General features: G+C 71.3%; 23 protein-coding genes. 13 read left to right on the forward strand and 10 right to left on the reverse strand.

Going from position 1 to position 24090, the window contains the following annotated elements:
* Positions 1–137 precede the first annotated feature (137 nt).
* Genes FHX82_RS18890 through FHX82_RS18900 form a run of 3 tightly spaced genes read left to right on the forward strand, consistent with a single transcriptional unit; the run spans position 138 to position 2997 of the window.
* Positions 138–1262 (forward strand): LolA-like protein, encoded by a 1125-nt coding sequence (locus tag FHX82_RS18890; protein ID WP_145934215.1) that lies wholly within the window; start codon positions 138–140, stop codon positions 1260–1262.
* Positions 1259–2167, forward strand: a complete 909-nt coding sequence (locus FHX82_RS18895) for an ABC transporter ATP-binding protein (protein ID WP_145934214.1) — start codon at positions 1259–1261, stop codon at positions 2165–2167. Before FHX82_RS18890 ends, FHX82_RS18895 begins: the two co-directional genes overlap by 4 nt.
* Positions 2164–2997 carry an ABC transporter permease gene (locus FHX82_RS18900; protein WP_145934213.1) on the forward strand — a complete coding sequence of 278 codons (834 nt, stop codon included), beginning with the start codon at positions 2164–2166 and terminating at the stop codon, positions 2995–2997. Before FHX82_RS18895 ends, FHX82_RS18900 begins: the two co-directional genes overlap by 4 nt.
* Before the next feature lies 1 nt (position 2998).
* Here FHX82_RS18900 and FHX82_RS18905 read toward each other — a convergent pair whose 3' ends face one another.
* Both FHX82_RS18905 and FHX82_RS18910 read right to left on the reverse strand, forming a co-directional pair.
* On the reverse strand, positions 2999–3784 hold the full coding sequence (locus FHX82_RS18905; protein WP_229880605.1) for an esterase/lipase family protein: 786 nt from the start codon (positions 3782–3784) through the stop codon (positions 2999–3001).
* 74 nt (positions 3785–3858) lie between these two features.
* Positions 3859–4221, reverse strand: a complete 363-nt coding sequence (locus tag FHX82_RS18910; RefSeq protein ID WP_145934212.1) for a DUF4267 domain-containing protein — start codon at positions 4219–4221, stop codon at positions 3859–3861.
* A gap of 59 nt (positions 4222–4280) precedes the next feature.
* Here FHX82_RS18910 and FHX82_RS18915 point away from each other — a divergent pair, with 59 nt between their 5' ends.
* Positions 4281–4823, forward strand: coding sequence for a TetR/AcrR family transcriptional regulator (locus FHX82_RS18915; RefSeq protein ID WP_145934211.1), 543 nt, complete (start codon positions 4281–4283; stop codon positions 4821–4823).
* The gene (locus FHX82_RS18920; RefSeq protein ID WP_145934210.1) at positions 4823–5296 is read left to right on the forward strand and encodes a DUF1772 domain-containing protein; all 474 of its coding nucleotides are present in this window, start codon (positions 4823–4825) and stop codon (positions 5294–5296) included. Before FHX82_RS18915 ends, FHX82_RS18920 begins: the two co-directional genes overlap by 1 nt.
* 30 nt (positions 5297–5326) lie before the next feature.
* Here the strand turns inward: FHX82_RS18920 and FHX82_RS18925 are convergent, their stop codons facing one another.
* Positions 5327–5920, reverse strand: coding sequence for a nitroreductase family protein (locus tag FHX82_RS18925; RefSeq protein ID WP_145934209.1), 594 nt, complete (start codon positions 5918–5920; stop codon positions 5327–5329).
* Between the two features lie 80 nt (positions 5921–6000).
* The gene (locus tag FHX82_RS18930) at positions 6001–7119 is read right to left on the reverse strand and encodes a S1 family peptidase (RefSeq protein WP_145934208.1); all 1119 of its coding nucleotides are present in this window, start codon (positions 7117–7119) and stop codon (positions 6001–6003) included.
* A gap of 500 nt (positions 7120–7619) precedes the next feature.
* Here FHX82_RS18930 and FHX82_RS18935 point away from each other — a divergent pair, with 500 nt between their 5' ends.
* Entirely contained in the window at positions 7620–8813 is a 1194-nt protein-coding gene (locus tag FHX82_RS18935; RefSeq protein ID WP_145934207.1) for an NUDIX hydrolase, read from the forward strand.
* On the opposite strand, the gene FHX82_RS18940 is transcribed toward FHX82_RS18935, so the two are convergent.
* The 3 genes from FHX82_RS18940 to FHX82_RS18950 form a co-directional block, all read right to left on the reverse strand.
* On the reverse strand, positions 8796–9611 hold the full coding sequence (locus tag FHX82_RS18940) for a hypothetical protein (RefSeq protein ID WP_145934206.1): 816 nt from the start codon (positions 9609–9611) through the stop codon (positions 8796–8798). The two genes, FHX82_RS18935 and FHX82_RS18940, sit on opposite strands and share 18 nt — an antisense overlap.
* Positions 9612–9615: 4 nt before the next feature.
* Entirely contained in the window at positions 9616–10206 is a 591-nt protein-coding gene (locus FHX82_RS18945; protein ID WP_145934205.1) for a hypothetical protein, read from the reverse strand.
* A gap of 237 nt (positions 10207–10443) precedes the next feature.
* Positions 10444–11355: a LysR family transcriptional regulator gene (locus FHX82_RS18950; RefSeq protein WP_145934204.1), complete on the reverse strand. Its 912-nt coding sequence runs from the start codon at positions 11353–11355 to the stop codon at positions 10444–10446.
* Positions 11356–11435: 80 nt separating this feature from the next.
* Between FHX82_RS18950 and FHX82_RS18955 the strand changes: the two genes are divergently transcribed.
* Positions 11436–12653 (forward strand): MFS transporter, encoded by a 1218-nt coding sequence (locus FHX82_RS18955; RefSeq protein ID WP_145934203.1) that lies wholly within the window; start codon positions 11436–11438, stop codon positions 12651–12653.
* Between the two features lie 82 nt (positions 12654–12735).
* Positions 12736–14151, forward strand: a complete 1416-nt coding sequence (locus tag FHX82_RS18960; protein ID WP_145934202.1) for an MFS transporter — start codon at positions 12736–12738, stop codon at positions 14149–14151.
* A gap of 34 nt (positions 14152–14185) precedes the next feature.
* Here the strand turns inward: FHX82_RS18960 and FHX82_RS18965 are convergent, their stop codons facing one another.
* The 3 genes from FHX82_RS18965 to FHX82_RS18975 all read right to left on the reverse strand — a co-directional run bounded on the left by FHX82_RS18965 (position 14186) and on the right by FHX82_RS18975 (position 20155).
* On the reverse strand, positions 14186–17350 hold the full coding sequence (locus FHX82_RS18965) for a TIM-barrel domain-containing protein (RefSeq protein WP_229880607.1): 3165 nt from the start codon (positions 17348–17350) through the stop codon (positions 14186–14188).
* A 154-nt stretch (positions 17351–17504) separates the two neighbouring features.
* Positions 17505–19283, reverse strand: coding sequence for a GMC family oxidoreductase N-terminal domain-containing protein (locus FHX82_RS18970; protein ID WP_145934200.1), 1779 nt, complete (start codon positions 19281–19283; stop codon positions 17505–17507).
* Entirely contained in the window at positions 19283–20155 is an 873-nt protein-coding gene (locus FHX82_RS18975) for a hypothetical protein (RefSeq protein WP_145934199.1), read from the reverse strand. Before FHX82_RS18975 ends, FHX82_RS18970 begins: the two co-directional genes overlap by 1 nt.
* 263 nt (positions 20156–20418) lie before the next feature.
* Between FHX82_RS18975 and FHX82_RS18980 the strand changes: the two genes are divergently transcribed.
* The 5 genes from FHX82_RS18980 (at position 20419) to FHX82_RS19000 (ending at position 24089) form a co-directional block, all read left to right on the forward strand.
* The gene (locus FHX82_RS18980; RefSeq protein WP_145934198.1) at positions 20419–21018 is read left to right on the forward strand and encodes an HD domain-containing protein; all 600 of its coding nucleotides are present in this window, start codon (positions 20419–20421) and stop codon (positions 21016–21018) included.
* Between the two features lie 71 nt (positions 21019–21089).
* Positions 21090–21953, forward strand: coding sequence for an NADP-dependent oxidoreductase (locus tag FHX82_RS18985; protein WP_229880609.1), 864 nt, complete (start codon positions 21090–21092; stop codon positions 21951–21953).
* 85 nt (positions 21954–22038) lie between these two features.
* On the forward strand, positions 22039–22872 hold the full coding sequence (locus FHX82_RS18990; protein WP_145934197.1) for an alpha/beta fold hydrolase: 834 nt from the start codon (positions 22039–22041) through the stop codon (positions 22870–22872).
* Positions 22873–22930: 58 nt separating this feature from the next.
* The gene (locus tag FHX82_RS18995; RefSeq protein WP_145934196.1) at positions 22931–23371 is read left to right on the forward strand and encodes a Clp protease N-terminal domain-containing protein; all 441 of its coding nucleotides are present in this window, start codon (positions 22931–22933) and stop codon (positions 23369–23371) included.
* 64 nt (positions 23372–23435) lie between these two features.
* Positions 23436–24089 (forward strand): hypothetical protein, encoded by a 654-nt coding sequence (locus tag FHX82_RS19000; protein WP_145934195.1) that lies wholly within the window; start codon positions 23436–23438, stop codon positions 24087–24089.
* Position 24090: the final 1 nt, after the last annotated feature.

A 24090-nucleotide genomic window follows, 5' to 3' on the forward strand; every position in this document is an offset into this window, starting at 1 on the left:
ACCAACCGGGTCGAATCCGCGGAAACGGAACCATCGATCCAGACAAGCACGCACCAGCGGCGAAGAGGGGCCCAGGAAGCCGCAAGCAACCAAACCGCCACCGGACACCACCAGCGTACAAAGGAAGCCAAGAGGTGATGTCCTTGTCCGTGGTGCGGGGTGCCCGGCGGCGCCGGTGGGCCGTGGTGGTGGTCGTGGCGGTGCTGCTCGTCGCCGTTCCCCTCGTCGTTTCCGCGCTGCGCCCCGCCGGGCACTCCCTCGACGCCGCCCGCCTGCGCGACCTCGTGCTCGCCTCGGAGTCCGTGCCGTACCAGGGTTACGCGCAGAGCACCGGCTCGCTCGCGCTCCCGCAGCTGCCCGACCTCGCCGACGTCTCGGCCCTGTTCTCCACCACGACGACCACGCACGCCTGGTACGCCGCCCCGGACCGCTACCGCGTCGCCGTCCTCACCACCGGCGGCGAGCGCGACCTCTACCGCCTGCCCGAGGGCGAGTACACCTGGGACTACGGCGCCGACCAGCTCACCGAGCTGCAGGGCGAAGCGCCGGTCCGCCTGCCACGGGCGGCCGACCTGCTGCCGCCCGAGCTCGCCCGGCGGATCCTGCGCACCGCCCCGCGGGACGCCGTCACCACGCTGCCCGCCCGCCGCGTCGCCGGGATCGCCGCGTCCGGACTGCGCCTCGTACCGGCGGATTCCGGCACCACCATCGGACAGGTCGACGTATGGGCCGACCCCGGCAGCGGCCTGCCGCTGCGCGTCGAGGTCACCGCGCGCGGGCAGCGGGCGCCGATCCTCGTCAGCGAGTTCCAGCAGGTCGGCCAGACCGCGCCCGTGGTCACCGCGCCCGTCCCCGCTCCGTCGAGCGGCTTCACGGTGACGACGGCGCCGGACCTTTCCCGCGCGCTCAACGCCCTCGGCCAGGTCCGCCTGCCCGGAACCCTCGCCGGGCGCCGGGCGAGCCAGACGAACGTCGGCATCCAAGGCGCCGCGCTGTACGGCGAGGGGCTGGCGACGTTCGCCGCGGTCGCCATCCCACGCAACGTTGCCGACTCCGCGGCCGACGCGGCGGCGAAAGCCGGTGCTGCCACCGTTCCGCTGACCTTCGGGGACGCCGTGCTGCTCTCGATCGCGCCGCTGTCGCTGGCCGTCGTGCGCCCGCCCGGCGGCCGTCGCGCGTTCCTGCTCGCCGGGCTGGTCACGCCGGCCGTGCTGCAGGCCGCGGGCGAGGACCTGACGCACCTGCCGCGGAGCTTCCGATGATCGTCACGAGGGCGCTGACCAAGCGCTACGGCCGGGTGCTGGCCGTCGACGAGGTGGACCTCGACGTCCGGGAGGGCGACCGCTACGGCTTCCTGGGGCCCAACGGCTCCGGCAAGACCACGCTCGTCCGGATGCTCCTCGGGCTCGTCTTCGCGACCAGCGGCGAGATCGAGGTCCTGGGCCGCCCGGTGCCGAAGCGCGTCGCGGAGGCGCTGCCCGAGCTGGGCGCGCTCGTCGAAGGCCCCGGCGCGTACCCGCACCTGTCGGGCCGCCGGAACCTCGCGTTGCTCGACGCCGTCGGCAAAGGCGCGCGCCGCACCCGCCGGCAGCGGATCGAGGAGGCGCTGGAACGCGTCGGGCTCGTGACGGTCGACCAGCGGCCGGTGAAGGCGTACTCGCTGGGCATGCGCCAGCGCCTCGGGCTCGCCGCCGCCCTGCTGAACCGGCCGCGGCTGCTGATCCTCGACGAGCCCACGAACGGCCTCGACCCGCAGGGCATCAAGGAGATCCGCGAGCTGCTGACCGGGCTGAACCGCGACGGCACGACGGTGTTCCTGTCGAGCCACCTGCTGACCGAGGTCGAGCAGCTGTGCACGCGCGTCGGCATCGTCGACCGCGGCCGCCTGGTGCTCCAGGACGACCTCGCCGCCCTGCGCGGGGAGACCGGCCGCGTCGTGCTCGCCACCCCCGACCCGGCGGCCGCCGTCGCGTTGCTCGACGGGCGGGTGGAGCACCGCGACGGGGACCGGCTCGTGGTCCGGCACGACGACGCGGCCGAGCTGAACGCGAGCCTCGTCCACGCGGGGGTGCGCGTCCATTCCCTGGTGCCGCACCGGCGGACGCTGGAGGACGTCGTGCTCGACGTGACGGGACCGGGTTCGGACCGCTTCGGGGAGCGCCCGTGATCGGCGTGGAACTGCGGAAACTGGTGCTGCGGCCGCGGGTGTGGGCCAGCGTGCTGCTGCTGTGTCTGCTGCCCGCGATCGTCGCGGTGTTCCTCGCGACCGCCGACTTCGCGCCGCCGCCGGGACAGGGCGGGGCGTTCCTGAGCGCCGTGGTGTCCGACGGCACGCTCTACCCGGCCGCGGCGCTGGCGCTCGTGCTGCCGCTGTTCCTGCCGATCGCGGTCGCGGTGACGGCGGGCGACGCGATCGCGGGCGAGGCGGCCGGGGGCACCCTGCGCTACCTGCTCGTCCGGCCGGTCGGGCGCACGCGGGTGCTGACGGCGAAGCTCGTGGCGATCGCGGTGTACGCGACGGCGGCGATCGGCATCGTCGTGCTCACGTCGCTGGTCATCGGGGTGCTGCTGTTCGGCACGGGCGCGCAGGCGGTGCCGGGGGGGCCGCCCGCGGGCGCGGTGTCGCTGTCCGGGGTGCCGCTGACCTCGTCGTCGCTGGCGTTGCGGCTGCTCGGCGCGGTGGGGTACATCGTGCTGTCGATGGTCGGCTTCGCGGCGATCACGCTGTTCCTGTCGACGGTCACCGAGTCCGCGGTCGGCGCCGCGCTCGGCGGGCTCGCCGTGCTGATCACCAGCTCGGTGCTGGAAACGCTCGACGCGGCGGCGCCCGTCAAGCCGTACCTGCCGACGCACTACTGGCTGTCGTGGCTCGACTTCTTCCGGGATCCCGTGCTGTGGCGCAACATCGACTCCGGGCTGCTGCTGCAGGCCGGGTACATCGTGGTGTTCTTCGGTGCGGCGTGGGCGAACTTCGCGACGAAGGACATCACGGACTGATTCACGGACAGCTCGCCGGTGCGGCCAGGGGAGCGGTGCCGAGCGCCCGCAGCACGAGTGCCGTGGTCGCGGGATCAGTCGGCAGATCGCCGTGTGCCGCATGGTTTCCGGGACAGACCTGTTGCAGCGGCACGTTCACCGCGCCTTCGAGCCGGGCCGAGTCCGGCGGCACGACGGTCTGGTCGTCCTGCGTCCACACCGACAGCCACGGCAACCCGGGCGGCAGCGGCGGGAGTTGGCGAAGCAGCGCGCTACCGGGCGTGAGCTGCTGGCACGCCACCGGGCACGCGCCCGGCACGAGCGCCCCGCCGGCGGACGCGACGGTGGTCCCGTGCATCGGCGCGCCGAGCGTGACGACGCGGCGCGCCTGGTGCTCCCCGCCTCGGTCCGCGACCCACAGCCGCGCCACGACGCCGCCCGCCGAGTAGCCGATCACGTCGACCGAGGGGGCACCCTGTGCGTACGCGCGCTGCACGGCGTCGGCGAGAACTCCGGCCTGCTGCCGGAGATCGCCCGTGCCGTCCCCGGCGAGCGTGAGCACGTCGGCCTGCCGCCCGGTGTCGCGGATGGCCGCGGCGAGCCGTTCGAGCGCGTCGCGGCTCCCGCCGTAGCCGGGCACGAGCAGCACGGGACCGAGGGCGTCCTGACCCGGCCGGCCGCTCTGGGGTGCGGGATCCTCGCTGACGGCGAGCCCGGTGCCGACCGCGGCGACGAGCACGACCGCGACCCCGGCGAACACCAGCCGTCGGCGGAGACTCAGGGCGCGCCACCGGTCGAGGACGCTCACCACGGCCGCCGTTCCGGGAGGGGAGGCCCGGATCCCTTGATTCCGTCCACGCTCCCGATTGTCCCGCCGGTTGTTCACCCCAGCGCCAGCACGAGGCCGAGCGCGACGAACACCGCGGCGGTGAGTCCGTGGACGCCCAGCGCGGTGAAGCGCTTTCCGCCGTTGGTCAGCACGATCACGGCGTCCGCCGTCGGTGTGAGGGCTGTGGCGACCAGCGCCCAGCCGAGCGCCGTGCTGCCGGCGGCGGCCCACACCACGAGCAGCACCACCCCGGCGGTGAGGTCGCGAACGGCCTTGATGGCGGTCAAGGCACGCAGATTGTCCGCGGCGACCCCGTAATCGAGGGTCGCCTGCCGGGGTGCCAGCAGGAAGCGGGCGCCGAGGGTGAGGCCGACGGCACAGACGAGGAGCGCGATGACGAGTCCGGCGAGAGACATGGGGGGACATCCTTCCGAGTTAGTCTAGCAACGTTATCTAACGATGCTAGACTACGCTCATGTCACCCAGACCAGCTCCGGATCTCGAACAACGACGTGCTCAGGTTCTCCGTGCCGCCCGCGAGCTCGCCGAGGCCGACGGCTGGCCCGCCGTCACGGTGCGCCGCCTCGCCGGGGAGCTCGGCGTCACCCAGCCGGTGATCTACTCGGCCTTCGCCGGCCGCCAGGCGGTCATCGACGCGGTGGCGCTCGCGGGTTTCGACGAGGTCGCCGCGGCACTCGAGGCGGTGGACCCGTCGCCCAGGGCACGGATGCGCGCCTACCTCGACTTCGCCGCCGCGCACCCCCGCGTCTACGAGGCGATGTTCTCGCTGCCCTCGGGGTGGGCCTTCGCGACCGACGACAGCCCGGAACCGCTCCGGCGCGCGTTCTCGGCTCTCCAGGCCGCGTTCCCGGACGCCGACGGCACCCGGGCGGAAGTCGCCTGGGCGGCCCTGCACGGCCTGGCCACCCTCCAGGCCGGCGGGCGCCTGCGCGCGAGCCACGCCCAGGCCCGGCTCGACCTCGTCCACCGCATGCTCACCCAGGAGGAGACCCGCTGATGCACACCCTCGTCGAAATCCTTGCCGGTCTGGCGATCCTTGCCAACGGCGTCGTCTACGGCACCGACGTCTTCGGCGCGATCGTCCTGCGCCCCGCCGTTGCCGCGGTCGACGACCGCACCCTCACGCAGCTGCTCGGCCACATCCACCGCATCGCCGACCGCCGTTTCGCGGCCGTCGGCGCCGGTGGCCTGCTCGCCGCCGTGGCGACGGCCGTGCTCGCCGCCGCGAGCGCCCGCTGGGTGAGCGCCGCGGCCGGTGCGCTCGCCACCCTCGCCCTGGTTGTCTTCCTGGCGATCTACGCGCGGATCAGCAAGCCCGTGAACACAGCGCTGACGGCGGCGGCCCTCGCGGACCGCGTGCCGGCCGACGCCCGCCGGCTCCAGGCCCGCTGGGACTCGGTGATCAACGGGCGCGTCGCGCTCCAGACCTTCGCACTCGCCGCACTGTGCGTCGGGCTCGTCGCGGCCTGATGTTCGCAACGGCCACCCGTCCGGCCGCGGTCAGCTCCAGCGGCCGCGGTGCACCACGGTGTCGACGGGCTTCCGGCGCGAACGCAGGTCGCGGGGCGGCTCGTCGCTGTAGCCGAGGGAGATGGCGCCGATCGGCCAGTACTCCGGCGGCACTCCGAACGCCGCGCGGTAGGAGTCGACGCGGTCCTTGGGCAGGCCGAAGAAGCACGCGCCGAGGCCCTCGTCCACTGCGGTGAGCAGCATCAGCAGCGAGGCGAAACCGGTGTCGATGTCCCAGTACGGCGCGGGCCACCAGGAGTCGTCGCGGTCGGTGAAACCCTTGTCGGGCTCGGCGTAGCGGTCGAGGTAGGCGGACTTGTTCGAGTGCGCCACGATGAGCAGCGGCGCGTCGAACGTGGCGGCGAACCAGTTCTCGGGCTGCTCGTCGGGCCGCACCGAGTCGCGGAACAGCGCGAGGTCGCGCGGTTCGTCGAGGACGAGGAAACCCCAGCCCTGGGAGAACCCGCCCGACGGCGCCCGCAACCCGTTCCGCACGATCCGGTCCACCACCTCCGGGGGCACCCGCCGTCCGCGGTCATAGGTCCGGACCATCCGCCTGCGCCGCACGACATCCTGGAATTCCATGCGTCCCAAGGTAGAAGGCCGCCGCCGGGGGCGGAAGTGGTTCGCCCGGCCCGGGATGCGGGCCGGGCGAGAGGCACCACTCAGGCCGTCACCAGTGACAGCCCGTACCGCTGCAGGATCTCGTTCACCGGCTGGAACCACGTGTGCCCGCCGGACGTGCAGTTGCCCGTCGTGCCCGAGGTGACGCCCTGCGCCTGGTCGCCGGAGATGAACGAGCCACCCGAGTCGCCCGGCTCCGCGCACACCGTGGTCTTCGTCAGCTGGTACACCAGGCCCTGGGAGTAGTTCACCGTCTCGTTCAGCGCTTCCACGACACCGCAGTGCCAGTGCGTCGTCGAGCCCGAGCGGCAGATCGACGTGCCCGGCGCGGCCACCGCCGAGCCGCGCACCAGCTGGTCGCTCACCGTGCCCCAGCCCAGCACGACCGGCGTGGTCCACCAACCGTTGCCGATGGTGATGTAGGAGTAGTCGTCGCCGGGGAAGGACGAGCCGACGAACGTGCCCTGCGCCGAGCCGTCCCAGCCCGTGGTGGTGGAACCGGGGCTGCCGCAGTGCCCGGCGCTCACGAACCCGCCCTGCACCGAGAAACCGATGGAGCAGCGGACGTTCCCGTTGATGTAGTACGGGTCGCCGCCGACGGTGCCCGCAGACACGGTTTCCGGCCGCTGCCCCGTCTCCACGGTGACCGGGACCCCGGTCTGCCGCGCCCGCGCGAGGAACGCGTCGGCGTCCGTCGCGCCCGGCAGCACCGTCACGACGAGGCTGCCGCTGCGCGGGTCGGTGCGCCAGCTGGTGACCGAGGCCGGGACGGACTGGGCCTTCGCCGACTCGTCGAGCGCGTTCTTCGCGCCGTCCAGCGCGGCCGCGCTGACCCGGGCCGGGACCGTCGCGGCGCCGGTCCGCTCGACCGCCGCGGCGGCCGCCGGATCCGTGACGCCGACGACGAGCTTGCCCTGTGCGGCGTCGAACCACGCGCCGCCGAACGCCGCGCCCGCGGCGCGCTCGGCCGCGGGCAGCACGTCGGTGGCCGTGTGCTCCTGGCTCAACCTGGTCTGGACCTGTTCGGCGGTGAGGCCGAAATCCCGTTGCATGGCCGCGAGCAGCCCGGGCGACGCCTGCGCGGCGGGGGTGAGGGTGGCGGCGGTGGTGAGGGCGAGCGCTGCCGCACCACCGAGGGCCAGTGCGATTCGTCGACGCATGGGATGCACCTCCAGGGGGACCGGGAAAAACACACCGTGCAGGCAGTGTGCGAGGTGCTACCGATATTGGTCTAGACTTTTTCGCCGCTCTGTCCGATTCCTGTCCCGGACTGCTCCGTTCGGCCCCGGCCGAAAGTTCTGGCGTGTGTCCACACAGGAGGAACGTGAATGTACGGCGGCACTGACGGTGTGGCCGACGAGGGCCCCGCCGTGGTGCCCGCCCGCAACTTGCTGTGTGCCGGGGCTGCGTCAAACCTGGCACCCCCGGCACGGCCCCGCGAACGGAGGGGGTGGATCGCGGAGGCGTTCGCGCTGGGCGCGGCGGTTCATCTCGACGCGGGCGCGTGAGGAACTCGGCTCGCCGCCCCGGCACAGGGACATGCTGGCGGTCCTCGCGCGGAGCTAGAGTCGGCACGAGGAGGAATATTCACCTTGCTGTAACGATCTGTTCATTGGCGGCGACCCAGCAGTGACTCGAGCGTGGTCACCGGAGGTTCGCTGTGCGCAAGGTCGTGATGTTGCGGGTGAGTTTGTGGCGACTTTGGACCTTTCTTCGTCGCCGTCCATGGGCTATCGGCCTGGGTGTCGCGTTGCTGGCGTCGGATCTCTTCACCCCGAAGAATTCCGCACACTTGCTGCTGCTCGCGGTCACGGCGATCGTCGTGGTGAAGGGCCTGGCGGACGTCGTGTGGCCGGCGGTCAAGGATTTGATGACAATCTTCCGAGTGCAGTCACGTCCGCGCCCCGCGCCCGTGCTCCGTCCGTATTCGGGGGTGTATAAGAGCTGGCAGCGCCTGGTCCGCGGCGGCGACGAAGCCATTCACGATCCGGTGCTGGACGCGGAGCTTGCTGATGACGTTTTCATCAAGATCGAGCACAATTCCAAGCTCTGGCTGCCCGGTGGTGAGTACGAGGAGCTGCGAAAGCTGAAGGTCTCGACTCTCCATTTCGACGAATACAAGGCGCGACTCGAGTCCGACCTGCTGCCTGGTGGCAAGTCGGTGCGCCTTCAGAAGACGCTTTACTCGGCGTTTTTGGTCACCAACAGGCTTGCGTCGTCCGAGTACCGGATGCGTGGGAGCCTGCAGGAGTACCTCAGTTTCGACAAGATCGCGTTGGACGACAGGAAACGGATCCCTCGGTTCCCTTTGAGTACCTGCTCCAACCATGTGGGCGTTGACGTGCTCGCGATCTGCGACGGGAAGCTGCTTCTGCAACGGCAAGGTCAGGCGGCCATGGTCAACCCTGGTAAAATCGTGGCTTCCGCCAGTGGCTCTGCGGACTGGGGCGATGCCGAGAACGTGAAAGACCTTTTGACGTTCGTTCGCGCGGCTATGGCTCGGGAAATGAAGGAAGAACTCGGTCTGAGCCGGCAACCCGCTTCGGCCCGAATCAAGGTCTTGGGATACAGCCGACTGACGTCGCTGGCGGGCAAACCACAATTCTACGGCATCGCGAACATCGATCCGTCCAAACAGAAGGTCAAGGGACTTGACCACGTGTTCGTGGACGATTACGTGGTGCAGCAGTTCGATCCGGACGGCGGGACTCGCGATCTTCTGAAGGCTCTCGACAGAGTGGAGAAGAGATACAAAGATCAACTCTCTTTTCCGCTGCACATCACGTTCTGCATGGTCCGTCAATGGCTCGCCAGGGAGCCGGCAGCCGCGAAGTGGTTAGGTATCGCCGCTTAACCGGACGCGGATGTAGGCGCGATCGTCGAAGGAGTTGGCCCCTCGCCCTACTCCTTTCGTCGCTGTCGGCTCCTCGATCATCAACGGGTCGCGCTCGATGCGGCCGGCCAACAGCTTCTCGGACTCGCCCAGCGTGGGTGCGATCGTGACGTAACCATCGGTCGCTATCACGATGTCGTGATCTCCGTCGCGCAAGGGAATGATCTCGGTCAAGTGATCGGGAACCGGGTTCCCGTCTATGGCTGCGTGGGCGAAACGGGACGTCGCAGAGTTGCGCAGCTCCACCAGGGACCGTAGCAGGGGCTCCACAGCGGCGCGGCCGCGATCCACATCGCGGAGGGACTCAGGAGTTTCGCCGGCCGCCAGGAAACTCTCGATCGCCAGTGCTCGTGCGGTGGCGACGACGTCTTCGGCTTGACCGGGAGTGGGAACAGGCCGACCATCGATCATGACCCGTGCCTCGCCCACCCGCCAGATCTGCCTTTTCGCCGGCTGCAGGACGCAAAACGAGACGGCAGAACCACGACCAGGGCGGATGCCGGCCTGGGCCAACATCTCGGCGACCTCGGCCGTCGCCGCCCGGACCGCTTCGGCAAAATCGGCCCCCCTTGGCAGGTTCGCCAGGAGAGTGGAAACCGCGTCGGCCAGAATCGCGCCGTCAGGGCCACGCGGGTCGTCCCACGGCTTTGCGGTTGCGCCGTCCGCGACTCCCCAAGTCGCTGGTCCCGCGATCAGTCGATCGGCGCAGGGGCTATGGTCGGACTTCGGCACCACGACCGACTCGACTACCTCGATCATCGTCCTAGTCGTGCCCGGCCCAGAACGCGCACGCGAACTTCGCCAGCGCGCCTGCTTGCCCGCCGAGTTCCGTCGTGGCTTCCGCTATCGATTCGGCACTGAAGTACCTTTGCGCCGTCGTCACGAAGTCGAGTAGTAGGTACGTTCCGACGAACCGGGCGGCGACGGCTCCGGAAGCCGCCTCGGACAGCGAAAGCTCTTCCCGAATGACCTTCGCTACCGGCTCCGCCAGGTTTCCGCCGGCCGGGTGATGCCGGTTGCCATCCAATGTCGAGAATCCCAGTCTCAGTGCCAGCTCGGCGACGCCTTTCCCTGCGGCAAGGTCGTTCGCGATCTGGAGGGGATTCAATTTCTCGGCGCTTCGGCTGATCAGGGGAAACTGCGCCATCGCGTTCGTGACGGAAAGCAAAGGGGAAGGCTGGACTGCCCTGAGCGTGTCGGCCAATCCCGCTTCGCGCACCTGCCGATCCGCATCCGCGGCCACCCTGGTCTGCGCCATCAGCTCCGCGGCCGTCGCCCTCATCGGGTCGCTGGCGAGTAGACGCTCTGCCAGTATCTGGGCGGTGGTGGGATCCGCCGGAGCCGGTCTGGTCATCCGCAGATCATAGCTGGTGGTCGACGCGAGGAAACTGCTCCGATTGCCCTTGACCGGTGCAATTCGGAAAAGCCGATCAGCCGACGACGCGCACTACTTACGCGGCGCTAGAGTCGGCTCGTAGACGTCACCTCGGGCGTGCGACGGAGCGGTTGCTCCTCGCGCAGCGGCGTTGTCCTGGCAGTTCGGGGCGCTCGAGGGGAGGTCGACTTCGACGAAGCTGTTCCTGAAGCCGTCTCAGGGCGTCCGGCGCGCGCCGGTCGCGTAGTCGCGGAAGGTGCGCACCGCGGGCAGTAGCGGGCGCTCCGCCGACCAGACCAGCCCGATCTCCCGGAAAGCGGGCGACTGCAAGGGGATCTCCACTGTGCCGGGGTTGGGCAGCGGCTCCGACTCCGGCAGGACCGCCACGCCGAGCCGGGCGGCCACCATGCCGCGCAACGTGTCCGCCTCCTCGCCCTCGAACGAGATCCGCGGCGTGCAGCCCGCCTCGGCCAGCAGCCCGTCGATGATGCCCCGCAGCCCGAAGCCCGGCTTCAGCGACACGAACTCCGACTCGGCGAGCTCCGCGAGCCGCACCCGGCGGCGGGTCGCGAGGCGGTGGCCCGCGGGCACCACGGCCACCAGCGGCTGCTGCGCGAGGGCCCGCGTGTGCAGCGCGGGGTCGTCGGCGGGCAGCGGCGCGGTCAGCACCAGGTCCGCCTCGCCCGTCCGCAGCCGCTGCAGGATCTCCTCGTGCGCGCCCTGCACGAGGTCGAACCGGACGCCGGGGTGCGCGGTCCGGAACCCGGCGAGCAGCTCGGGGACGCGGACGCCACCCATGGTGTGCAGGAAGGCCAGCGACACCTGCCCGCGCTCGGGGTCGGCCTCGGCCAGCGCCGCCCGGTAGCCGAGCCGCAGCTCACCCGCCGCCCGCCGCGCGGCCTCGGCCAGGCGCTGCCCTGCCTTGGTCAGCCGGATACCGCGCCCGGCCCGCGTCACCAGCGGCGTGCCCAGCTGTTCGCCCAGCTCCGCCAGCCAACGACTCGCGGTCGGCTGCGGGACACCGGCGAGTGCCGCCGCACGGGTGAGGTTGCTCTCCTCGGCCAGCGCGTCCAGGAGCGCGACGCGAGGCGCCAGCGCCGGAACGCTCGCGGTCAGCGGGTCGTCCATTCGATTCATCCACTCATGGAGGTTTCGAGCACGATCTTCGTATTGGACGCATAATATGTCACTGCTTAGCGTAGGAAGACGTGGACACGAAGACCCAGCCCGCCGTACTCCGGCACCTGCGCGGCACCCCCGGCTTCCGGCGCATCACCCTCGCGCTGTTCGCCTCCGGGCTCGCGACCTTCACCACGCTCTACTGCGTGCAGGCGCTGCTGCCCGCGTTGAGCACCCAGTTCGGGCTGTCGCCCGCGGAGTCGAGCCTCGCCGTGTCGTTCGGCACGGCCGGGCTCGCGGTGGGCGTGATCCCGCTGACCGCGCTGTCGGGCGTCGTCGGGCGCACGCCGATGATGACCGTCTCGCTGTTCACCGCCGCGCTGCTGGGGATCGCGCAGGCGCTGAGCCCGTCGTTCACGGTGCTGCTCGTGCTGCGGGCGCTGCAGGGGCTCGCGCTCGCCGGGCTGCAGGCGACCGCGATGTCGTACCTGTCGGAGGAGATCGACCGCCGCTCGCTGGGCTACGCGATGGGGCTCTACATCGCGGGCAACGGGATCGGCGGCATGGCCGGGCGGCTCATCGGAAGTCTCGTGCTGGACCTGTCGAACTGGCGGTGGGCGCTGGCCGTCGTCGGGCTCGTGGCACTGGGCTGCGCGGTCGTGTTCCGCGTCGCCATCGTGCCGTCGGCGTTCTTCGTGCCCAGCCCGCCGCGCGTGCGGCACCTGGCGGCGTCGGTGGGCCGCGCGTTCACCGATTCCGGCCTCCTCCGCCTGTTCGCGTGCGGTTTCCTGCTGATGGGCTGCTTCGTGACGGTCTACAACTACCTGGGCTTCCGGTTGCTGGCCCCGCCGTTCGCGTTGTCCCCGGTGGTCGTCGGGCTGATCTTCGTGGTGTACCTGGCGGGTTCGGTGTCCTCCACCGTCGCCGGGCGGCTCGTCGACGTGCTGGGGCGGCCGCGGATGCTGCCGGTGACCGCCGTGCTGACGCTGGCCGGGCTCGTGCTGATGCTGTCGTCGAACCTGGTGGTCGTCGTGGTGGGGCTGGTGATCACCACGGGCGGCTTCTTCGCGGCGCACTCGGTGGCCAGCGGCTGGGTCGGCCCCCGCTCGGCGACGCTGGGCGTGCAGGGGCCCGCGGTGTACCTGTTCTGCTACTACCTCGGCTCCAGCGTGGGCGGTTCGGTGGGCGGGCTCGCCTACGGGGCCGACGGCTGGCGCGGCGTCTCGTACTACGCCGGCGCGTTCGTGGTGGCCGTGCTGGTACTGGCCTTCACGCTGCGGAAGCTGCCCCAGGCACGGCCCCGCTGACGTCCGCAACAGCGCACACAATTGTAAACAATCTGGTACACAGTCTTGTCGCCGAACGGACGAACGGCTACCGTCCTGCCGCATGTCCGCCCCTGAGATCCCCGTCGACGCCGCCCGGGTCCTCGCTCGCCTCGACCGGCTCCCGCGCCGCGCGGTGTCGTTCGCCGCGACCGGAATCGCCGGCGCCGCCCTGTTCTTCGTCTTCTACTGCAACTTCGACATCAACGTCTCCTTCATCCAGACCTGCACGCAGATCCGCTCCGGCTGCACGCCCGGTACCTCGCAGGGCTGGCTGGTGCTGCCGACCTGCCTGTACCTCGTCGGCTACTTCGCGGGCGGGCTGCTGTTCGCCCCGGTGTCGGACCGCATCGGGCGGAAACGCGCGCTGGCCATCGGACTGTCCTTCGCCTGCGTCGGTTCGCTGCTCGCGGCCGTCGCGACGGGCTATCCGCTGTTCGTGCTCGCCAGGGCGCTGACGGGGATCAGCATGGGCGCGGTGCTGCCGGTCGCGAACACCTACATCGGCGAGATCGCGCCCGCCGCGGCGCGGGCGAAGTACACCGCGGTCACGTTCGTGCTGTGCACGCTCGGCGCGATGTGCGGCATCGGATTCGGGCTGCTGCTGACCACCGAGGCGGCGTCGTTCCCGGAGGGCCTGCCGTTCGCGCTCGGGCTGGAGTCCGGCTGGCGCTGGATGTACGCGATCGCGACGGTCGTCGGCCTGTTCGCGTTGCTCAACACCGCCCGGCTGCCCGAGTCCCCGCGCTGGCTGATCGAACACGGCCGGGCGGCGGAAGCGGACACCGTGGTGTCGGCGCTGGAGCAGCGGGCGCGCGGACCGCTGCCGGAACCGGCGGCGACCGTTCCGCTGCCGCCCCGGCAGGCCGAGCACGCGTACCGGGAGTTGTTGTCCAGCAAGCGTTACCGGCGCCGGGTGCTGTTGCTCGTCGCGATGTGGTTCACCGGCTACGCGACGGTGTTCAGCTACTCCACCGGGTCCACGGTGATCCTCACCAGCCTGCACTTCACCGCCCCGGTCGCGGGCATGATCTCCGCCGTCGGCGGGGTCGGGTTCTTCGTGCAGGGCCTGTTCTCCGCGCGCTGGTCCGAGCGGCTGGACCGGCGTTACTGGCTGCCGATCGGGGCGGCGCTGACCGTGCTCGGCGGCATCCTGATCGCGACGCTGGGCACGAACATCGGCTGGGCGTTCGCGGGGTCGTTCCTGGTGTTCTTCGGGTTCAACGTGTGGGTGCCGCCGACCTTCGCGCTCTCGGCCGAGAGCTTCCCGACGCGGGTCCGCTCCGCGGGCTTCGGCCTGGTCGACGGCGTCGGCGTGCTCGGCGGGGCGATGGGCGTGCTGGTGATCGCGCCGCTCGTGCCGCGGCTGTCCCCGCTGCCCGCCCTGCTGCTGATCGCCGCTTTCCTGGTGGTTTCGGCGATACTGGCGCAGTTCACCCCGCACACCCGCAACCGGGTGCTGGAGGACGTCTCGCCCTGACCGGCGGAGGACCACCGGCCAGGGCGAGCGCGTGCTACGGGTGCAGCGTCCGCACCGTGACGGGGCGGTTCGCCTGCGCGGGCGTCTTCACCGTCACGGTGTTCGACGCCGCGTCCCAGGTCCAGCTGCCCGCGGCGGCGAGCCGGTTGTCGACGAACACGGCCAGCGGCCGCGTCGCCGCGGTGAACCGGACCGTCCACGTGTGCCGGTCGGGCCGGTAGGCGCCCTGAGGAGCACCGATGGTGACCGTCGAGGAGAAGCGGTCCTCGGCGTAGGTCACCTTCATGGTCGCGCTCTTCGGGGCGGCCTTGCCGTCGTCCTCGTAGAGGGTGAACGAGCCGTTGTGACCGCTCGTGACGTTCACCGTGAGGTCGCCCGCCTTGCCGGTGACGACGATGCCGCCCGACCGGACGAACACCGGCATGGTGTCCAGGGTCGTGGTGACCTGCGCCGAGGTACCACCGCGGTAGGTCTTGCCGGTGAAGTAGTCCGTCCAGTCGCTGCCGGGCGGGAACCACACCGAGGTGGTCGCGGTGGTGCCCGGCGTGGTCACTGGCGCCACCAGCACGTCCGGGCCGTACAGGTACTCCCCGCCGGCCTGGGCGTACGCCTCCTGCTCACCCGGGTACTGCAGGTACAGCGGCCGCACGATGGGCTGTCCGGTCGCGGTCGCCTGCTGGGCGAGCGTGTAGGTGTAGGGCAGCAGGTCCTCCCGCAGGTTCAGGAACTTCGTCGCGGACGCGTCGGCCGCGGCGCCGTACTGCCACGGGAGCCGGTCGCTGTGGTTGGAGTGCAGCCGGTCGATCGGCTGGAACGTGCCGAACTGCACCCACCGCGCGTACAGGTCGTCGGGCAGCTTCGTGCTACCGGGCTCGCTGCCCGGCTCCTGCAGCCCGTTCGTGTGGCCGCCGATGTCGTGGCTGACCGAGGGCAGGCCGGTCGCCGCCGACTCGCCGGGCGTGTAGCCGACCTCGAAGCCGAGCGTGGCCCAGTCGGAGATCGTGTCCCCGGTGAAGTGCAGCGTCGTGCGCTTGTCGGCCCACGGTCCCGTCGGCACGGCGGTCGGCGAGCTGTACCCGCCGGCCTGCAACGAGCCGTACGCGCGGGAGAAGGCGAAGCCGCGCGTACCGTCCGGCGTCGGCTCGTTGGCGTACTGCTGGTTGATCCACGCGTCCGGCGTCACGCCGGGCAGGCTCGACTGCGAGCCGTCGCAGCACCAGTCCAGCCACCAGAAGTCGACGCCCTGCTGCTCCATCGTGCGGTGCAGCCCGAGGTAGGCGTTGAGCTGGTCCGGGTCACCGAAGTCGAACACGTAGCAGTCGCTGCCCCCGCCACCGCAGCCGCCGGGCTTGAGCTTGCCCTTCGCGGCCGCCTGCGCCGCCGGGAACTGCGGGTCCGAGGCCAGGATGCTCGGGTGGATGTTCAGCGTCGTGTGCAGGCCCTGGTCGTGCACCCACTGGAAGAACGCCACCGGGTCCGGAATGCGGGTCGGGTCGATCTCCCAGCCGTTCCAGCGGTTCGGGGACTTGTAGTCGGTGTCGACGACCAGGACGTCGAGGGGCACGCCCTCGGTGCGGAAGCGGTTCACGATGTCCTGGTACTCCGCGGCCGTGCGGTCGAAGTACTCCGAGTACCAGACGCCGTAGGTGTACTGCGGCAGCAGCAGGGCCGGGCCGGTCAGCGTGGCGAGGTCCTTCAGCGCCTGGGAGTAGTCCTGCCCGTAAGCGAAGACGTAACCGTCCTGGTAGGCGTCCGCGGCGTGCGCGGGCCGCTGGGTGACCTTGCCGGTCTTCGGGTCGTACAGGGCCGACGCCGTGTCGTCGAGCAGCGACCAGCCGTCCTGGTACAGGATTCCCGGCGCGGTGACGGCGGTGCCGTCCACGCCGTCGAGGCCGCGCCGGTAGCCGCCGAGCGCCGCGTGCGGGGCGAGCAGCGGTGAGTGCGACGGGGTGACGGCGACGGTGTCGAGGTTGACGTGGCAGCTCGTGGCGTCGGGGCAGCCGATCGTCACGGTCTGCGTGCCCGCCTTGAGCCGCACCGGCACGGCGACGGTGCGCCACGAGTTCCAGCTGCTCGTCGAGGCGAGGCTGACCGTCGAGGCGGTACCGTTCCCGACCTGCACCGAGACGTTCCGGGACTGGACGGGATCCTTGCCCGCGGCCGCGTTGGCGTACCGCAGCTGCAGGTCGTACTGGCCGTCCTTCGGCACACCGGTCACGGTGAGGGTGTCGGACGCGCCGGCCTGTTCGAGACCCGCGAGAAAGCCCTTTCCGGAGTACCCGTCGTGGTCGTTCGCCAGGTGCCCGCCCCCGGCCGCGGTGCCCTGCTCGGCCTCGCAGATCGCGGCGAAGGAACAGGAAACCGCCGCCGGCGGGGTCGGCCCCGGATAGGCCGCGCCCTGCTGGACCAGCGCGAGGCTGTCGATGTTGACGTCACCGGAGTCGGTGGCCGTCCGCTGCACCGTCACCTCGTGCTGCCCGGCGGGCAGGGTGACCGGCACACTGGTCAGCGCCCAGGTGTCCCAGTCGGCGGTGGGGGGCAGCGTGACCGTGCCCGCCGCGCCGCCGTCCACGAGCACGGTGAGCGTGCGCTGCGTGTGCTGGCCGTCGCCGCCGGTCGCGTTGGCGTAGCGCAGGTCGAGCTGGTAGTCGCCCGCCGCCGGGGCCTGGACGCGGAACGCCAGCGAGTTGCCGGTGTTCTCGAAACCGGCCGCGAAGCCGCGCCCGGTGTAGCCGCGATGGTCGGTCGCCACGCCCAGCCCGCTCAGCCGCAGGTCCTCCGCCTCGCAGAGGGCGCCGAAGGTGCAGGCGGGGGTCAGCTTCCCGGCCCAGGGGTTCGCGGTGACGGTCTGCGCGCCCGCGCGCAGCTGCACGGTCAGGTTGTCGTCGCCGAACGGGCCCGACCCGACCTTGTATCGCAGCCGGGCGCCGCTGGTCTCGATGGTGAGCCAGCCGTCCTTCGTCGTTGTGGTGTAAGGAGTCCTGGCGAAGTCCCCACGGCCGACCGCGTTGAACGTGCCGGCGTCCACGAACCGGGAGTCGCCCGCGTACTCGGTCCGGATGAGCGTGGGGGAGAGGACCTCGAACCGGGCCTGCCCCGCCGTCACCACCTGCCCGGGGGTGTGGGCGGGGGTCGCCACCGCGGCGGCCTCCGTCGCCGTCAACGCCGCCACCACACACGCCACACCGGCTACTGCCACCGAGGCCCGTCTCCGGACCCTGCGCGCCATTGTCGCCACTATCGCCTCCTCGACAAATCTCACGCGAAACTAACCGAGGATCGATCAAGGACGAACGGTTCGCGGCAATCCTGGCCGGTGTTCTGTCTCGTTCAAGCCCTTGCGGTGGCGGGGCTCACTCCAGTGCGCCGCCGAGCACGCCTCTCGTCACGCGGTCGTCGAGCGAGCTGACCGGGGACTCGGTGCGCACCCAGCGGTCGCCGCCGAAGTAGGTGGTCACGATGTTCTCCGCGGTGCGCGTCGCCAGTGCCTGCGTGGTCAGCGTGGGGTTCGGGCCGCCGAGCGAGTTGGCCAGCGCCGAGTTGTCCGCGACGAACAACCGGTCCACCCAGCGGGCTTCGGCGTTGTCCTTCAGCACCGAGTCCGCCGGGTCGGTGCCCATGCGCATGGTGGAGTGCACGTGCAGCGGCACCGACGGGAAGTCGATGCGCAGCACCCTCGTCGCGCCCGCGGCCCGCGCGATCCGCGCCGCCTGGTCGCACAGGAACTCGCGGTTGCGCTGCGTCCGCGCGGTGCGGTCGCGGTACTCGAACTCCACCTTCGGGATCGGGCCGTTCTCGTCCGGCGGGAAGGCCGACCGGATCACCCGGTTGTCCGGTTCCACGTCGTCGTCGGTGAGCACGAGGATACTCAGCAGATTGTCCACATCGGACAGCACGTCCTTGAGCTCCGCGCCCATGACGCGGCCCGACTTGCCGTCCCAGGACCCGGTGAACCCGCGACCGTTGTCGTAGTCACCGCGCACGCCACTGGCCGACAGCCCCATGGCGAGCGCCTGCAGCGCGGGCGGCAGGCCCGACTGCTGGATGGAGCCGCGCCCGGGGTAGTCGGCGCGCGCGGCGGACGACGGGCCCCGGGAGTTGCCGGTGTACTCGTCGAAGACGCCGATGACCCAGTCGATGGCGTGGTCGGTGTAGCCGCGGCCGACCCAGTCGTTGGGGTCGGGCAGCCCGCTGTTGAGCCACAGCCGCGGGTTTTCGGTGCAGCCGGCGGACAACACGACCACCGACGCGGTCTCCTCGTGCTGCTCGCCGGTCTGCGTGTCGCGCCACCGCACCCCGCGCGCTACCGTGCTCCCGCCCTGCTGTTCGGTGAGCACCTGGGTGACGAACGCGTTCGGCACCAGGGTGACGCGGCGGCCGCCCGGCGCCCACAGGTCGGCGGTGAGCATCATCGGCAGGTAGGAGTTGTCCGCCTGCCGCTTGGCTTTCAGGTTCCGCGGGGCGCGGCGGGGTTCGAGACAGCCCTGGAAGCAGTAGCCGCAGAAGGTGCAGCCGGTGGCTTCCGGATACCGCAGTCGCGCGTCGTCGTCCGTGCGGCCCGCGGTGCCGCCCGGTTGCAGGATCGCGTTCTCCTGCGGCCGGAAGCTGTCGCGCAGGATGTCCTTCGTCGCGTTCACCGGCAGCCCGAGGCGCTCGCAGCCGCGGAAGAACACCGCCTCCTTCGTGCCCACCGCCGCGGTCTGGACCGGCAGTGTCGCCTCGACCCACTCGTAGTACGGGATCAGCTCCCGGTAGCCGAGCGGGAACCGGTGCGCCACGTCGTAGGCGTCGCTGTCCGCGCCGGTGTAGTCCGAGAACACGCCCGGCATCGCGCGTGGCGAGTTGCCGAAGTAGTGCTGCGTGGTGCCGCCGGTGCCGGCGAGCTGGAACACGAACGAGTACTGCGGCAGCTCCCGGAACCACGGCGGGTGCTCGAACCGGTCCGCCGCCCCGAACCGGAAGTACCCGTCGGCCGGGTTGTTGCAGTCGTTCTCGTACCGCGACCACTGCGTCTCCGGGTCCCGGTAGAACGGGCCCCCTTCCAGGACGAGGACGTCCAGCCCGCGCCCGGCCAGCTCCTTGCTCACCACGGTCCCGCCGCCACCGGAACCGACCACGATCACGTCCGCCATCAGCTCTCCCCGTACTCGGGCGCGGTGGAGACCGCGCGCCGTCCCTGGTAGTAGCCGAGGAACTCGGCCCAGCCGTCCGCCGGCGTCGTCCGGCCCGGCATGTAGTCGCTGGTGTCCCAGCCGACCGGCCGGGCGGTGACCGTCCTGGTGGCCCGGTCGAACACCCCGAACTCCGTGTACGCCGTGAAGGTCGACAGCGTCAGCACCAGGCCACCGGCGAACCGCAGCAGCCCGGACGCGGACTTCGTCAACGGTTCCGGCAGGTGTGCGTCGATCAGCGCGACCAGGTCCGGGTCCGCCTGCTCGATCCGCTGGCAGGCCTGGGCCTTCTCGGCGTGGCCGAGGTTGGCGAACGGCGAACCGGGGAACGGGCCGAGCACCGCGGTCGGGCGGACCTGCGTGGCGGCGAGGTTGAACAGCAACGCCAGCACCAGCGACGCCGGGAGCGCGTTGTCGTTCAGCGCCAGGCGCAGCAGGTCGGCGAGCGTGGCGCCGCCGGGCAGCGGGACGTTCCCGGCGCCGTCCAGGAAGGCCTGGGTAAGCGCTTCCAGGTACTCCAGCGGCCAGGACACGAAGAAGTCCACCGTGTGCTCCATCAGCTCCGGTGCTCGTGCCTCGATGCCACCCGGCGTCGGACTGGTCAGGGCCTGCACGATCGAGTAGCGGTCCGGACCGGGCACGGCGAACACCGAGATCCCCGCGAACGTGTCGTAGGCGAGCAGGTCCAGCGCGGGCTGGACGACGGGTTCCGCGGCGGCGGACGCCGGCACCGACAGCGCGCCCGCCGCGGCGAGCGCACCGATGAGTCCCGCGCGGATCAGCAGGTCGCGTCTGCCCCATTCCCGCGGGATCGAGGCGTGGTTCTCGGTCATTCAGCCATCATGGCGACGGTTCCCGGGTCTCGCGTGATCGACTTCATTTTCCCTTGTGGAGAGGGGAAAAAGTCGTGTGTCGGTGACAAACTTCCCGGGCGTCTTCATCATCGCCACACGATCCGGGCGCCGCCGGGTCCGCTGGCCGGGGACTCGGCGCTGACCGGGGCGGGCGTGCTCTCCGGGTTCCGGACTCCGCCCGCGCGGGCACCGTCCGCAAAGGACATTCGACAGTTTTCCCGGAGCGCGGAATACTGGGCCGCATGCGCCTCGGTGACCTTCCGTTGCCCGACACCGCCGCCTGTTCCCACGCCCTCGAAGTGACCACCACCTACAGCTCGCCCGCGCTGGTGAACCACTGCCTGCGGGCCTACGTGTGGGCGGCGGCTTTCGGCGAGGCACGCGGCATCGCGTTCGACGCCGAGCTGCTCTTCGTCGCGGCGATGCTGCACGACCTCTCGCTCGTCGAGGAGTTCGACAACCACACCGTGCCGTTCGAGGTGGCCGGCGGGCACGTCGCCTGGGTCTTCGCCGCGGGCGCCGGCTGGCCGGCCGACCGGCGCCGGCGGCTCGCGGAGGTCATCGAGCGGCACATGTGGGCCGAGGTGGATCCGGCCGGGGACCCGGACGGGTTCCTGTTGTGCACGGCCACCGGGGTCGACATCAGCGGGCGCCACGCCGACGAGCTTCCCGCCGGGTTCCGGGCGGAGGTGCTGGCACAGTATCCCCGCCTGACGCTGACCGAGGAGTTCCTGCGTTGCTTCCAGGACCAGGCGAACCGCAAGCCGGACAGCTCCGCCGCGGCCGCGATGCGCAACGGCCTGCCCGCGAGGATGGCCCGGAACCCGCTGGAGCAACCCTGAGGAGACGTCCATGCGAGCTGTCACCAATCAAGGACCGCCAGGCCGGTCTCGGCGGGCTCGCCCTGACGGACGTGCCGTACCCGCACGCGTCGGAGAACGACGTCGTCGTGCGGGTGCACGCCGCCGGGTTCACCCGAGGCGAGCTCGACTGGCCCGCCACGTGGACGGACCGCGCCGGCCGCGACCGGACGCCGAGCGTGCCCGGGCACGAGCTGTCGGGGGTCGTCGTCGAGCTGGGGTACGGGACCACCGGCCTGACCGTCGGCCAGCGGGTGTTCGGGCTCGCCGACTGGGCCCGCGACGGGACGCTCGCGGAGTACGTGGCGGTGGAGGCGCGCAACCTGGCGCCGCTGCCCGCGGACGTCGACCACGTCGTGGCCGCCGCGACGGTCATCTCCGGCCTGACCGCGTGGCAGGGCCTGTTCGAGCACGGCCGTCTCGCCGCGGGGCGGACCGTCCTGGTGCACGGGGCCGCGGGTGGCGTCGGTTCGCTGGCCGTGCAGCTCGCGCGCGAGGCGGGCGCCCGGGTGGTCGGCACGGGCCGGGCGGGTGACCGGGACACCGTGCTCGGGCTCGGCGCGGACGCCTTCCTCGACCTGGAAGCCGGGCCCCTCGACGGAGTCGGCGAGGTGGACCTGGTGTTCGACGTGATCGGCGGTGAGATCCGCGACCGCTCGGCCGCGCTGGTGCGCGCGGGTGGCGTCCTCGTCACGATCGCCTCGCCGCCGGAGGTCCGGCCCGCGGCCGGGCAGGCGGTCTTCTTCGTCGTCGAACCGGACCGCGCGCAGCTGGTGGAGCTGGCACAACGGCTTCGCGACGGGCGCCTGCGCCCGATCGTGGGCGCGGTGCGCCCGCTCTCCGAGGCGCCCGCCGCCTTCGCGCCCGGCCGCCGCACCCGCGGCCGGACGGTCATCCGGGTCGCGGAAAACGGATGACCCATCCGGGACCAAAGCCCCCTGTGCGGGGGAGCGCGCCCGGCTAGCGTGCGGGGCACCACGGCCGCACCTTCGAGGAGGCGTCATGCCCCACGTCACCGTCGGCACGGAGAACGGCGCCGACATCCAGCTCTACTACGAGGACCACGGCGACGGCAGGCCCGTCGTGCTCGTCCACGGCTATCCGCTCGACGGCCGTTCCTGGGAACGGCAGGAACGGGTGCTGCTGGCCGCGGGGTACCGCGTGATCGCCTACGACCGGCGGGGTTTCGGCAAGTCCGGCAAACCCGTGATCGGCTACGACTACGACACCTTCGCCGCCGACCTCGCCACTCTGCTGGACCACCTGGACCTGACCGGCATCGTGCTCGGCGGGTTCTCGATGGGCACCGGCGAGGTGACCCGCTACCTCGGCCGATACGGCTCGGAGCGCGTCGCCAAGGCCGTGATGTTCGGTGCGATCCCGCCGTTCCTGCTGCGGACGGAGGACAACCCCGAAGGCGTCGACGGGAAGGTGTTCGAGGACATCAAGGCCACCGTGCTCGCGGACCGCTACGCCTGGTTCGAGAAGTTCCTCGACGACTTCTACAACGTCGACAAGCTCGGGCCGGAACGCATCAGTCCGTACGCCTGGCAGGCCGCTTTCGCCGTCGCGGCAAGCAGTTCGCCGCACGCCTCCTACGTCTGCGTGGACGCGTGGCTGACGGACTTCCGCGACGACCTGCCGAAGATCGACGTGCCGACGCTCGTGGTGCACGGCACCGAGGACCGCATCCTGCCCTACGACGCCACGGCGAAACGGCTGCCGGGGCTGATCAGGGACCTCAAGCTGGTCACCGTCGAGGGCGGCCCGCACAACATCGGCTGGACCCATCCGGAGGAGGTCAACAGCGCGCTGCTGGACTTCCTCGGCGACTGACGTCGCCGGTGCGCTGAACGGCCTGGGTTCGCCGCCGGATTCCTGCCATCCTGGACCGATGTTCGAGCGGTTCAACGACGAGGCCCGCCGGATCGTGGTCCGGGCGCAGGAGGAGTGCCTGCGGCTCGGGCACCGCCACATCGGTACCGAACACTTCCTGCTCGCCCTCGCCCGTCAGGACGCCGGCCGCGCCGCGGCGGTGCTGTCCGCCGCGGGAGTTCCGCACGCCCGGGCCGAGGCGGCGGTCGAACGGCGGGAAGGCAGGGGACACGGCGTGCGGTCGGGTCACCTCCCGTTCACGCCGGGCGCCAAGGCGATCCTGGAACGGGCGCCGTCGGTGGCCGACGAGCACCAGCACGAGGTGGTCACCCCCGAGCACCTGTTCCTCGCGTTGCTCACCGATCCGGACGACACGGTGGTGCGGGTGCTCACCGCGCTGGACGTCGATCCCGCCGCGCTCCTCGGCGACGTCACGGCGCTGGTCGACGGCGCGTCCTGAAAGCGTGTCTGCCTTCCGGGGACGCGGTCGTAACGGCGCGGTGACCGCGTGCGACCGTTATGTCGTGATCCTTTTTCGACCGCTGCTGCCCTGCGTCCTGCTCGCCGCCGTCGTCGCCGGGTGCTCCAGCTCGCAGGGCGGGCAGGCGCAGTCGGAGCAGGCCGCCACCCAGGTGGTCACCGTCGTCGCGGTGGACAAGCTCGGCAATCCGGCGCCGGGCTACGAGGTCGAGGCCTCGGACGGCTTCGTCGAGTCGTGCTACGCGAGCCCAGCGGGTGGCGAAGGGCTCGCGTCGTGCTCGCCCACCGCCGCGGGCGCGGACGTGTGCTGGGTGGACAGCGACCGCGTGACCCTGTTGTGCGGCACGGATCCCTGGGAGAAGAAGCTCGTCCGGATGACGTCGGACGAGGAGATCGGCACCCTGACCCCGAAGCCCACGCCCGACCCGTGGGGGCTCGTGCTCGCCGACGGCGCGCGCTGCCGGCTGCGCAACGGCGGCTCGTGGGGCGGCCGCGCCGATGGCTGGGTCGGCGCGTACTCCTGCGACCGCGGCGAGGGCGAGTACGTACTGGTGGACCAGAACGCCCCGGACACCGTGGTGGACCGCTCCGGTCCGGTGTGGCACGTGCGCATCGGCGCGCTGGGCGGCGCGGACGAGCAGTTCCCCGCGCCCACGCCGATCGCCGTGACGACGGCCTACTTCGCCGGGACCCCGTAGC

This window comes from Amycolatopsis bartoniae, from assembly GCF_014191255.1.
Lineage (GTDB): Bacteria > Actinomycetota > Actinomycetes > Mycobacteriales > Pseudonocardiaceae > Amycolatopsis_E > Amycolatopsis_E bartoniae.